Origin of the sequence: Craterilacuibacter sp. (genome assembly GCF_051659485.1) — a bacterium.
Lineage (GTDB): Bacteria > Pseudomonadota > Gammaproteobacteria > Burkholderiales > Chromobacteriaceae > Craterilacuibacter.
Map to the genome: position 1 here is coordinate 1 of NZ_JBOFOO010000175.1, position 11,312 is coordinate 11,312.

Genomic DNA, 11,312 nt, shown 5'->3' on the forward strand with positions numbered 1-11,312 from the left:
GTCAACCACCCCGGCCTGAAGGCCGAGGCTTGCAGAGTTAATCCGCAAGTCTGAGGTTGACCAGACCCAGCGCCGCAAGGTGCTACGTTGTACCGAAGACCGCAGACCCACCCTCAGATGCTTCCTCAGTCTGATGCTCTGGAAGAAGTTGCTGTAGACAAGCCTCGGGTAGGCACGAAACAGGCGATTTCCGGCGAAGCAATTCGCCACCTGCGGTACAACATGGTCGAGGGGAGCGCGTCGCAAGACGCCGTAACAAGGCCCGTAAGGGCAACGCACCGGACGTTTTCCGGTTGAGTGGAGGCGTGGTTGTGGCCGTTTTCGTGTTGGATAACGCAGGCAAGCCGTTGATGCCGTGCAGCGAGAAGCGGGCGAGGCTGTTACTCGCTCGCGGTCGTGCGCGCGTGCACCGCATGCTGCCGTTTGTTATCCGGCTCGTTGACCGCCAAGCCGCATCCTGTGCCGTACAACCTTTACGCATCAAGCTCGACCCGGGGAGCAAAACCACCGGCCTGGCATTGGTACGCGATACACCACACATCAACACAGACACGGGCGAAATCCAGCGCGTGGCGGTGGTTCTGAATCTGGTTGAGCTTATCCATCGTGGGCGGTCAATCAGCGAAGCCTTGACGGCCAGGCGCGCAATGCGTCGCCGCCGGCGTGGCAATCTGCGCTACCGCGCGCCGCGGTTCCTTAATCGCACTAAACCCGCTGGCCGGCTAGCACCCTCCCTGCAGCATCGCGTGGACACCACCTTAACGTGGGTGACGCGGATTCAACGCTGGGCGCCCATTGCCGCTATTTCAAGCGAACTGGTGCGGTTTGATATGCAGGCCATCGAGAATCCTGAGATTGCTGGGGTCGGCTATCAGCAAGGCACGCTGGCCGGCTACGAAGTCCGGGAGTATCTGCTGGCGAAGTGGGGTCGCAAATGCGCATACTGCAGCGCCGAGCACATCCCGCTGCAAATCGAGCACATTCACCCGAAAGCTTTGGGCGGTACAAACCGGATTACCAATCTGGCGATAGCCTGCCAGCCGTGCAATCAACGGAAAGGTGCGCAACCGATTGCGGTGTTCTTGGCCAAACAACCGGCCAAACTAGCCGCGATTCTGGCGCAGGCTAAACGGCCCCTGAAGGATGCGGCGGCCGTGAACGCCACGCGCTGGGCATTGGTGAATGCGTTAAAAGCCACTGGCGTTCCGATGGAGCTGGCATCCGGTGGCCATACGAAATACAACCGCACCCGGCTTGGCATCCCAAAAACTCATGCGCTCGATGCCGTATGCGTGGGGGATGTTGCGCAGGTGCAAACCTGGCAAAAACCCACCCTCGCCGTGAAGTGCACCGGGCGCGGCAGCTATCAGCGCACTCGACTGGATAAATATGGCTTCCCGCGCGGGTATTTAATGCGCACCAAGCGAGTTCAAGGCTTCCAGACCGGCGATATGGTGCGGGCAGAAGTCCTTACCGGTAAAAAAGCAGGCGTCTACGTGGGTCGCGTCGCCGTACGCGCCACGGGCAGTTTCAATATTCAGCGGGTTGGCGATGTCGTGCAAGGCATTGCGCATCGCTACTGCCAACTCATTCAACGTAGCGACGGCTACGGATACGCAAGGATAGCGTCGACAAAAGGCGTCGTGAGAACAGGGACAGCTACGCTGTCCGCGCTATCCCTCCCGGACCTGAAGGACCGGGTTTCTCGCGCAAACTGATGAAGCGTATCGGCCTGTATGGCGGCACCTTCGACCCTATCCACTGTGCCCATCTGCGTCTGGCCGCTGCGCTGCGCGACGAATTGCAGCTGGATGAAGTCAGGCTGGTGCCGGCCGGCCAGCCCTATCACCGCGATCATGGCCCGCATGCCAGCGCCCGGCAAAGACTGGACATGGTCAGGCTGGCGATCAAGGGCGAGCCCGGCCTGATCGCCGACGACCGTGAAGTGCGGCGCCAGAAAAATGCCTATACCGTCGACACGCTGCAGGAGCTGCGCACCGAACTGGGCCCCGATGCCGAGCTATGGTGTTTGATAGGCGGCGACTCGCTGGCCCGGCTGCCAAGCTGGCACCACTGGCAGGATATTTTCACGCTGGCCAACCTCGCGGTCGCATTGCGCCCGGGCTTCGATCCCGCGCATCTGGAACCGGCAATCCGCGCCGAGTGGCAAACACGCCAAGTGTTTGATTTTTCAAATCGAACGCCTTCCGGTACAATCCGCGCCCTGACGTTGGCTCCGGTCGACGTTTCGGCCACCCGTATCCGCGCCCGGCTCGCTGCCGGAGAGGATGCAGGCGGTCTGGTTCCCGCTGCGGTGCTGGATTATATCCGGCAGCAGCAGCTGTATCGGAACACCCTGGCGTGACATACAGGCCGCAAGTTGCGGCTCGCGCTCTTTTCGCGGCACCTCTGACCCGTTTGAACGCGTCCATGTGCCCATCATTGGAATCAAGGAACTATGGACAATATTCAAGAAATCGTAAGACTGGCAGTGGAAGCTCTGGAAGACGTCAAGGGCAAGAACATCGTCGAACTGGACACCAGCGAACTGACCTCGCTATTCCATCACCTGATCGTATGCACCGGTGACTCCAACCGTCAGGTCAAGGCACTGGCCAATAGCGTGGCGGTCAAGCTGAAGGAAGCCGGTGTCGATCTCGTCGGCTCCGAAGGCCATGAAAGCGGCGAATGGGTACTGGTTGATGCCGGCGACGTCGTCATCCACGTGATGCTGCCTGCAGTACGCGACTACTACGATCTGGAAGAACTGTGGGGCGGCCAGAAGCCGTCGTTCACTCCGGCCGGCGGCAAGCCCTGGTCGGCTGCCTAAACAGCGTGACCCGGGACTCGGGATCAGGGATTTTCCGGCATCGGCCGTCGACTCCCATCCGGATCCCGGGTACCTAGTCCCGGATTTCCCTCCATGAGAATTACCCTACTCGCCGTCGGCACCAAGATGCCGCGCTGGGTCGATGACGCATTTGGCGACTACGCCAAGCGTTTCGGCCGCGACATCAGCTTCGAACTCAAAGAAATCAAGCCGGAAAAACGCGGCGGCGGCGTGACCACTGAAAAAGGCATTGCCGCCGAGCACGAGCGCCTGATCGGAGCCATCGCTCCACGCACCAAACTGGTGGTACTGGACGAACGCGGTAAAAACTGGACTTCGGTACAATTAGCCGGCGCCATGAAAGACTGGATGGCCGGTGGCGATGACATCACCATCATCATCGGTGGCGCCGATGGCCTGTCGGCCGAGCTCAAGCAAAAAGCCGATGTCCTGCTGCAACTATCGGCCATGACCCTGCCGCACGGCATGGTGCGCGTGATGCTGGCCGAGCAGCTGTATCGTGCCTACTCCATCCTCAATAACCACCCCTACCATCGCGAATAAGCCGCGGCGGCAGTGCTGAAAACACGATATTCCTGTAGACCCCGAGCATATTTGCTATGCTAATCAAGGTCTTATTACGGAATGTTATCAATGAACCGATTTATCTTCTGCTCTTTGATAGCTGCGTCGTTCACACTCGCCTCGGCCGCCCATGCGGACCTCTATGGCTATGTAGACACCGCAGGACAAGTTCACCTCGCCTCCAGCAAGCTGGATGAGCGTTACCAGTTGTTCCAGAAGAACCCCCCGCCAGAAATGGCCATCCGCAAATACGACGTGATGGCCGATGCCACCCGCCCCGGCCTCGGTGCCACCCTGAGCCGGGATAGCACCCAGCCCAAGGCAAGCAGCCTGCCCGCTGGTCTGCCGGCAGCCCAGCCGCGCCTGATCAAGGCCAGCACCAGTGCCCCCTACAACCGCATGATCAACAAGGTTGCGCGCGAAATGAAGCTCGACGCCCAACTGCTGCACGCCATTGTCAGCGTCGAGTCGGGCTATGACGCCCTGGCCGTGTCGCCCAAGGGCGCAATCGGCCTGATGCAGGTGATCCCGGAAACCGGCGAGCGCTTCGGCGTGGCCGATCTGACCAAGCCGGATGCCAATGTCCGCGCCGGTGCCCGCTACCTGAAGTTTCTGCTGGGCCTGTTCAATCACGACATGCCGCTGGTCATCGCGGCCTACAACGCCGGCGAAGGCGCGGTCAAGAAATACAAAAACAGCATTCCCCCGTACACCGAAACCCGCAACTATGTGTCGCGCGTACTGGCGACCTACGAAGCGCGTAGCGGCAAATCGGCGCTGCAACCAGCCGTCGGCCATATCGACTACAACCGCGGCAAGCGGGTACGGGCGGTATTGGAGCCGCTGTAAACCTTAATCACGCCTCAGCCTGCCCCATCAGGGTGCTGCGCGCAGCACCTTGATCAAGGCGGCAACTTCCTCTGCACCCAGACCGGCATCGACCCCCTGCCTGAACATTGACGAGGCAAACTCGGGAAAGCCGCTGTGGATATTACTCTGCCGTGCATGACGCTCGAGGCGGGTGATGGCCGCCGTCCAGGTTTTCAGCGAGGCCTGCGGCTCGTAGTAGTTTTCTGCCTGAATCACGGCGCCCAGATGGCGGATATCCCCGCCTAACAGCGGCGAGATGTCCGACAGCATGCTGCAAAACTCATCCACCCGCAGCCCTTCCGCCTCGCAGATGCGCGCGCCATGCAAGGCCCCCAGCAGGGCACCGGCAAAATAGGCGGCCACGGCACAATCCTGCGCCGACGCAGCCCCGACCCGCGCCCCCAGATAGCTCAGATTGGGCGCCAGCAGTTTCAGCAGCGGTGCCGCCTGATCGAATGCGGCAGCTGCGCCGGAGGCAATAATACTGGCTTCATGACTGCCCATCTGCGGTGGGAAAGCCAGAATCGCGCCATCGACATAGCCGGCACCACGGGCATGCGCCCACTGTTCACTCTCGCGCGCCTCTTGCGGGCCGCCGGTAGACAGCTGAAGCAGCAGCTTGCCGCCGAGGGCGGCGGCAACGTCATCGCCGTCCAGTATGCTGTTGGCCACCGTATAGTTGTCGACGCAAACCAGACATACCGGGCTGTCGGCGATGGCGGATGCCACGCTGCCCGCTACCCGTGCCCCGGCCACCGCCAATCCCTCGGCCTTGATCCGGGTACGATTCCACACTGTCACCCGCAGGCCGGCCTGCAGCAAGGTCCGCGCCAGTGCCGACCCCATGGCACCCAGGCCAATGACCGTGACTTCACTATGCATAAAAAATCTCCCCCTGAATCTGACGATAGGCATCGTCAATAAAAACAGGTGCCGAAAACGGCACCTGCGGCAACTAGAACAAAGCTTGAAGACGCAAGCCGGGCTTACGGCTCCTGCCGCGTCGCGGCGAGCACGATCTCGCGGATGCACAGGTGCTGCGGCTGCTCATAGGCGTAACGCACCGCCTCGGCGATATCTTCGGCCGAGATCACTCCGCCCATGCCCTCTTTCCATGCGTTGTAGCCATCCTTGATCTCCTGACTGCTGGTATGGCCCAGCAACTCGGTCTCGGCCGCACCCGGCGCGATGGTAATCACGCGCACGTCCTGCAGCGCCACTTCCTCGCGCAGGTTTTCCGAGATCGCATGCACGGCAAACTTGGTGCCGCAGTAGGCGGCGTGATTAGGGAAGGTCTTGCGCCCGGCGATCGAGCTGATATTGATGATGGTGCCGTGGCGACGGGCGAGCATACCGGGCAGCACCGCATGGATGCCGTTGAGCACGCCCTTCACATTGACGTCCAGCATGCGCTCCCACTCGGATGGAGCCTGCTCGGACAGCTTGCCCAGCAGCATCTGCCCGGCGTTGTTGACGATCAGGTCGGCCGGACCGAACCGGGTCTCGGCCTCGCGCACGGCCGCATCCAGCGCGACGCGGTCGGTGACATCGACTTCACGGCACAGGGTATCGGGCAAGCCCAAAGCCTCCAGACGCTCGATACGGCGTGCCAGCAGCAGCAAAGGGTAGCCGCGCGACGAGAACAGACGGGCACAGGCCGCACCAAAACCGGAGCTGGCACCGGTAATCACAATAAGAGCTTTGTTCATGATGAAATCCTGAAATAGAAAGCGTTGATGGCAATAGCCGATGCGCTGCACTATAGTCGGCGTCTCGTGCGAAGAAAAATCGTTTTTTCCCCTTACTGCCATCGGACATTTCTATGGATATCCGCCAGTTGCGTGCCTTTGTCGCCGTATTCGAAGAGCGCAACATCACGCAGGCGGCCGAATGCCTGCATGTGACACAGCCGACGCTGTCGGCCACCTTGCGCCAGCTCGAAACGGAACTGGCCACGGCGCTATTCACCCGCCTGCCGCGCGGCGTCGAGGCCACCGATGCCGCACGCCGGCTGTTCCCGCAGGCGAAGAAGCTGATCGCCGATGCCGACGCACTGGCACACAGTTTCCGGCAACGCGATAGCTGTCTCGAGCTGACACTGGGGATAGAAGGCGACTTGGGCGAACAGCAGATCAAGCATGTACTACATGCCGCACTGGCCACCGCGGGCGTACTGCTGACACTGGAGGACGGCTGTAGCGGTGACGCCCGCATTGCCTGCGAGACGCTACGCTGCGAGGACGAGCTGTTTTTGCCCTTGTGGGAGGAAGATTTCGTACTGGCACTGCCAGCGGGACACACGCTGACCGGGCAGACCATCGCCGCGCATGTACTGGCAAGAGAGGAATGGGTGATGTGTGCGGCGCATGACTCGCAGCAGCGGCTATTGGCCATACTCGGCGCACATGCACCGGTACATCCGCACAAGGCCGGCAGCCTGACCCTTGCCGCACGCATGGTAGCCGCCGGTTGCGGCATCGCCTGGCTGCCGGCATCGCTGGCGGCGAACCTGGCCAGCGCCACCTTGGCCGCGCCACCTTACCGGCGCCGCATCGGCCTGTGCTATGCACCGGATGCGCTGGCCAAACCCGCGCTTGGCGCCCTGCTGATGGAACTAGGCCGGCCGGCCTAGACCGCCGTATCCCGCTGCTGCACGGCAACGAGCAAAGCCTCGTCGCCAACGCCCGCCGCCACCGTCACCGCCTTGGCCCCCAACGCCGACAAGGCATCGGCGATGCGCGGATGCAGGGCAACAAAGTGCTGCCGGGCGAGCCAGCAGCGTCCCTCAGCGGATGCCGAAGTAAATAGCGCACGCGCGATGTCGGACGAAGTCACCACGATGGCGGCTACATCGCGCCCGGTATCCAGTGCGCCCCAGCCGGGGTCGCAGGCCACGCGATGGTAGGCCTCGCACAGCAGTATCCGGGCCCCGCGCGCCGCCAGCGTATCGGCCAGCAGGGCGCGGCCGGTTTCCCCGCGCACGATCACGACCGTCTGGCCGGACAAATCAGCCAGCTCGGGTAGCGCCAGCAGCGCCTCGCTGTCGCTCGCATGCTCGGGATGCAGGACCGGCCGCCCGGACAAGGCCGCCAGCTTGCCGGCACTGCCTTGCCCGACGCAGGCCAGACGCAGCTGTGCCGGCAGGCCTTTGGCCAGCGCCGGCCACATGATATCAATGGCGCCGGGGCTGACCGGAATCAGCCAGTCGGCCACTGCAGCCTGGCTGCAAAGGGATGCCAGCGCCGCCGGATCAGACTGCAGCAGCAAGGGGGAGAACACGCGGGCATCGAAACCGGCGGCCGCGCACCGTGCTGCCAGTGCCGCACATTGCGCCGCCGGACGGGTCAACAGCAGCAACGGCTTCATGCTCAGCCCTCGGCCAGCACCGCATCCATGATATCGGCGGCACCCTCTTTCAGCAGCTGCTTGGCCACCGCCCGCCCCAAGGCATCGGCGTAAGTGCGCGGCGCACTGGCCGTCGCCCGCAGGATGAGCGAACCGTCAGGGTAGGCCACGAAACCGTCCAGGGTGATCACCTCATCCTGCAAGGTCGCAAAGCCGCCCAGCGGAATCTGGCAGCTGCCGCCCAGCTGGCGCGACAAGGCGCGCTCGGCCAGCACGCAGTCGCGGGTATCGGCATCGTTCAGCGGTGCCAATAGTGCTTTGAGGTCTTCGCGATCGGCACGGATCTCGATGCCCAGCGCACCCTGTCCCGGCGAGGGCAGGCTCTCGGACGGCGACAATCCGGTACGGATGCGCGCCCCCAGCCCCAGCCGTTTCAGGCCGGCAGCGGCGAGGATGATGGCGTCGAATTCGCCGGCGTCAAGCTTGGCCAGACGCGTCTGCACATTGCCACGCAAGGGCTTGATTTGCAGATGCGGAAATTGTGCGCGTATCTGCGACTCGCGACGCAGGCTGGCCGTACCAACGACCGCACCGGCCGGCAGTTCGGACAGGTTGGCGTAGGTATTGGATACAAAGGCATCGCGCGGATCTTCACGCTCGCAGATCACCGGCAAGTCAAAACCCTCGGGCAAGGCCATCGGCACATCCTTCATCGAATGCACGGCCAGATCGGCACGGCCTTCCTGCAGGGCGACTTCCAGCTCCTTGACGAACAGACCCTTTCCGCCGATCTTGGACAAGGTCACGTCGAGGATCTGGTCGCCACGCGTGGTCATGCCCAGAATTTCGACTTCAAGTGCCGGATACAGCCCTTGCAAACGGGCCTTGATATGTTCAGCCTGCCACATGGCCAGCCGGCTTTCACGGCTGGCAATCACGATTTTTTTCATCGGGCGATCCTGAATGGAATAAGTCTGGCGCGATTTTAGCATGCACACCGGCTTTGCTGCCGTGGCGTGCTTTGCGCAGAATCCAACAAAGACCTAGCCAACACTGGCCAAGCATGGGCCGGCTGCGGCAAGATCAGGGTCTAGACACATTATCCGCGGCCGGCCTGCCACACGGCGCGCCGCATGCCCTCTACCCGAACTGGTAACCATCGTCATGACCCAAGAACTCGATAAAGACCTCCCCCTCAAGGCCGATCTGGCACGGCTGGACCGCTTGCTGGGCGAAGTGCTGCGCGAGCAGGCCGGCGACGAGGTCTATCGCGAGATGCAAGCCATCCCGCAGGCCAGCCATAGCCATGACAGCCATGCGCTGGCCATGCTGGAGCGTCTGTCTCCACAGGCGACTACCGCATTAGTGCGCGCCTGCGGCCTCTATGCCCAGCTATTCAATATCGCCGAAGACCTGCATCACACCCGCCGCCGCCGCGCCCACCGCCAGGCCGGTTCGGCACCACAGCAGGGCAGCCTCGCGCGCGCGCTGTCGCGCCTGCAACAGGAAGGTGTCAGCCTGAGCCGGCTGAACGCCATGCTCTCCGATGCCACGGTCACCGCCGTACTGACCGCCCACCCGACCGAGGTCCAGCGCCAGAGCGTGCTTGATGGCCACCGCGCCGTACGCCGCTTTCTTGCCTGCCTGCACTATCCGGATGTGACGCCGGATGACGAGGCCGACCTCGAACTGCGCCTGCGCCGCGTGATCCTGACGCTGTGGCAGACCTCCGAAATCCGCCACTTCAAGCTGTCGGTCGCCGACGAAATAGAAAATGGCGTCGCCTACCACCCGCTCTCGTTCTTCGCGGCCCTGCCGCGCATCTACGACATGCTGGGGCGCGGCATCCATGCACACTGGGGCGAGCGCCCCAAGCTGCCCTCGTTTTTGCGCGTCGGCAGCTGGATAGGCGGCGACCGCGACGGCAACCCCAATGTCGACGCCAAGGTGCTGCGTTACGCCAGTACCCGTCAGGCCGAAACCGCGTTTAGCCATTATTTTTACGAGCTCTCCGGCCTGTACCGCGAGCTGTCCTTGTCCAGCCGCCTGGTCGCCGTCAGCGATCAAGTGGCCGCACTGGCCGCCATCTCGCCCGACACCGAGACCAGCCGTGCCGAAGAACCGTACCGGCGTGCACTAGCCAGCATCGAGGCGCGCGTATCCGCTACCGCGGCAGCCCTGGGTATCGCCCAGCGCGGACGCTGGTGTGCGGGCGAGCCTTACGCCGATGCGCAGGCGGTGATTGCCGATCTGGATGCAATTGCCGCCTCGCTCGCCGCCAATGGCAGCGCCATCCTCGCCGGTGGCCGCCTGCTGCGCCTGAAACGATCATTAGACGTATTCGGTTTTTACCTGATGCCGCTGGACCTGCGCCAGCATGCTGCCATCCATGCATCGGTGGTCGCCGAGCTGTTTTCGCATGCCGGGCTGGAAGAATATCTGGCGCTGGACGAGGCGGCGCGCATACGTGTGCTGCGCCGCGAACTGGCTACCCCGCGCCCCTTGTACTCGCCCCATCTCGACTACGGCGCCGAGACACAAAAAGAGCTGGCCATCTTCCGCGAAGCGGCGCGCATCAAGGCGACGCTCGGTGATGGCGCCATCACCCAATGCATCATCTCCAACTGCGCCACCGTCAGCGATTTGCTGGCACTGGCACTGCTGATGAAGGAAACCGGACTGCTGCGCATCATCGACGGCCGGCCAGTCGGCAGCGTCAATATCGTGCCGCTGTTCGAAACCATCGATGACCTGCGCGCCGGCGCCGCCATCATGCAGCAATTATTCGACCAGCCATGGTATCGCCAGCTGCTGCAGAGCCGCGGCATGCTGCAAGAAGTGATGCTGGGCTATTCGGACAGCAATAAGGACGGCGGCTACCTGACCAGCCAGTGGGAGCTATATCAGGCCGAGGCGCGGCTGGTGACGGTATTCGGCGCTGCCGGCGTCAAGCTGCAGCTGTTCCACGGCCGTGGCGGCTCGGTCGGGCGCGGTGGCGGCCCCAGCTACGAGGCGATCATGGCGCAACCGGCAGGCTCGGTCGCCGGTCACATCCGCATTACCGAACAGGGCGAGGTGATCACCTCCAAATTCTCCGACCCCGACCTTGCCATCCGCAATCTGGAAGCACTGGTCGCCGCCACGCTGGAAGCGACACTCACCGGCAGCACGAGCAACGAAGCCGACAGCAGCATCCTGTCCGAACTGTCGGATCACGCCTATGCCGCCTACCGCGCGCTGGTAGAAACGCCGGGCTTTATGCAGTACTTCCTCGAGGCCACCCCGGTCAAGGCGATTGCCAAGCTCAATATCGGCAGCCGCCCGGCCTCGCGCAAGAGCCTGACCTCGATTCAGGATCTGCGCGCCATTCCGTGGGTGTTCTCGTGGTCGCAGTCACGGGTGATGCTGCCGGGCTGGTATGGCGTCGGTTCGGCCGTGACGGCCTTTATCGAGCGTCATGGCGAAGCCGGTGTGACGCAATTACAGGCGCTGTACCGCGACTCGCCCTTCTTGCGCATGGTGCTGGAGAATATGGAACAGGTGCTGGCCAAAGTTGATCTGGGGCTGGCAGAACGCTATGCCGGCCTGCTTGAAGACCAGGCACTGGCCAGCAGCCTGTTTGCCACCATCTCGGCCGAATGGCAGCGCAGCGTGGATGCGCTTTACACCATCACCGGCAATC

At 62.8% G+C, this 11,312-nt stretch carries 11 protein-coding genes; 7 read left to right on the forward strand and 4 right to left on the reverse strand.

Annotated elements, in window-relative coordinates; translation table 11 throughout:
* Nucleotides 1-311 precede the first annotated feature (311 nt).
* From iscB to ACRC1E_RS06240, 5 genes are all read left to right on the forward strand, one after another.
* The gene (gene iscB, locus ACRC1E_RS06220; RefSeq protein WP_438514246.1) at nt 312-1,718 is read left to right on the forward strand and encodes an RNA-guided endonuclease IscB; all 1,407 of its coding nucleotides are present in this window, start codon (nt 312-314) and stop codon (nt 1,716-1,718) included.
* Nucleotides 1,718-2,365: a nicotinate-nucleotide adenylyltransferase gene (nadD, locus tag ACRC1E_RS06225; protein WP_438514247.1), complete on the forward strand. Its 648-nt coding sequence runs from the start codon at nt 1,718-1,720 to the stop codon at nt 2,363-2,365. Before iscB ends, nadD begins: the two co-directional genes overlap by 1 nt.
* Before the next feature lie 93 nt (nt 2,366-2,458).
* Nucleotides 2,459-2,830: a ribosome silencing factor gene (gene rsfS / locus ACRC1E_RS06230; protein ID WP_438514248.1), complete on the forward strand. Its 372-nt coding sequence runs from the start codon at nt 2,459-2,461 to the stop codon at nt 2,828-2,830.
* A 93-nt stretch (nt 2,831-2,923) separates the two neighbouring features.
* Nucleotides 2,924-3,394 carry a 23S rRNA (pseudouridine(1915)-N(3))-methyltransferase RlmH gene (gene rlmH / locus ACRC1E_RS06235; RefSeq protein ID WP_438514249.1) on the forward strand — a complete coding sequence of 157 codons (471 nt, stop codon included), beginning with the start codon at nt 2,924-2,926 and terminating at the stop codon, nt 3,392-3,394.
* A gap of 90 nt (nt 3,395-3,484) precedes the next feature.
* Nucleotides 3,485-4,264: a lytic transglycosylase domain-containing protein gene (locus tag ACRC1E_RS06240; protein ID WP_438514250.1), complete on the forward strand. Its 780-nt coding sequence runs from the start codon at nt 3,485-3,487 to the stop codon at nt 4,262-4,264.
* A gap of 27 nt (nt 4,265-4,291) precedes the next feature.
* On the opposite strand, the gene ACRC1E_RS06245 is transcribed toward ACRC1E_RS06240, so the two are convergent.
* Nucleotides 4,292-5,167, reverse strand: coding sequence for an NAD(P)-dependent oxidoreductase (locus ACRC1E_RS06245; RefSeq protein WP_438514251.1), 876 nt, complete (start codon nt 5,165-5,167; stop codon nt 4,292-4,294).
* A 104-nt stretch (nt 5,168-5,271) separates the two neighbouring features.
* Entirely contained in the window at nt 5,272-5,994 is a 723-nt protein-coding gene (locus tag ACRC1E_RS06250) for an SDR family oxidoreductase (RefSeq protein ID WP_438514252.1), read from the reverse strand.
* 113 nt (nt 5,995-6,107) lie between these two features.
* Here ACRC1E_RS06250 and ACRC1E_RS06255 point away from each other — a divergent pair, with 113 nt between their 5' ends.
* Nucleotides 6,108-6,917 carry a LysR family transcriptional regulator gene (locus ACRC1E_RS06255; RefSeq protein WP_438514253.1) on the forward strand — a complete coding sequence of 270 codons (810 nt, stop codon included), beginning with the start codon at nt 6,108-6,110 and terminating at the stop codon, nt 6,915-6,917.
* Here ACRC1E_RS06255 and ACRC1E_RS06260 read toward each other — a convergent pair.
* Together ACRC1E_RS06260 and hemC are read right to left on the reverse strand one after the other, a co-directional pair.
* Nucleotides 6,914-7,651: a uroporphyrinogen-III synthase gene (locus ACRC1E_RS06260; protein WP_438514254.1), complete on the reverse strand. Its 738-nt coding sequence runs from the start codon at nt 7,649-7,651 to the stop codon at nt 6,914-6,916. The genes ACRC1E_RS06255 and ACRC1E_RS06260 overlap by 4 nt on opposite strands.
* A 2-nt stretch (nt 7,652-7,653) precedes the next feature.
* Complete coding sequence (gene hemC, locus ACRC1E_RS06265) at nt 7,654-8,580, reverse strand: hydroxymethylbilane synthase (protein WP_438514255.1); 927 nt, start codon at nt 8,578-8,580, stop codon at nt 7,654-7,656.
* 214 nt (nt 8,581-8,794) lie between these two features.
* Between hemC and ppc the strand changes: the two genes are divergently transcribed.
* On the forward strand, nt 8,795-11,312 hold a 2,518-nt coding region (ppc, locus tag ACRC1E_RS06270), incomplete at its 3' end, for a phosphoenolpyruvate carboxylase (RefSeq protein ID WP_438514256.1).

What these genes read in the sequence shown, in the direction of transcription:
- nadD (WP_438514247.1), top strand. Translation starts at nt 1,718, where the DNA reads ATGAAGCGTATCGGCCTGTATGGCGGCACCTTCGACCCTATCCACTGT.
- rsfS (WP_438514248.1), top strand. Translation starts at nt 2,459, where the DNA reads ATGGACAATATTCAAGAAATCGTAAGACTGGCAGTGGAAGCTCTGGAA.
- ACRC1E_RS06260 (WP_438514254.1), bottom strand. Translation starts at nt 7,651, where the DNA reads ATGAAGCCGTTGCTGCTGTTGACCCGTCCGGCGGCGCAATGTGCGGCA.
- ACRC1E_RS06255 (WP_438514253.1), top strand. Translation starts at nt 6,108, where the DNA reads ATGGATATCCGCCAGTTGCGTGCCTTTGTCGCCGTATTCGAAGAGCGC.
- hemC (WP_438514255.1), bottom strand. Translation starts at nt 8,580, where the DNA reads ATGAAAAAAATCGTGATTGCCAGCCGTGAAAGCCGGCTGGCCATGTGG.
- rlmH (WP_438514249.1), top strand. Translation starts at nt 2,924, where the DNA reads ATGAGAATTACCCTACTCGCCGTCGGCACCAAGATGCCGCGCTGGGTC.
- ACRC1E_RS06240 (WP_438514250.1), top strand. Translation starts at nt 3,485, where the DNA reads ATGAACCGATTTATCTTCTGCTCTTTGATAGCTGCGTCGTTCACACTC.
- ACRC1E_RS06245 (WP_438514251.1), bottom strand. Translation starts at nt 5,167, where the DNA reads ATGCATAGTGAAGTCACGGTCATTGGCCTGGGTGCCATGGGGTCGGCA.
- ACRC1E_RS06250 (WP_438514252.1), bottom strand. Translation starts at nt 5,994, where the DNA reads ATGAACAAAGCTCTTATTGTGATTACCGGTGCCAGCTCCGGTTTTGGT.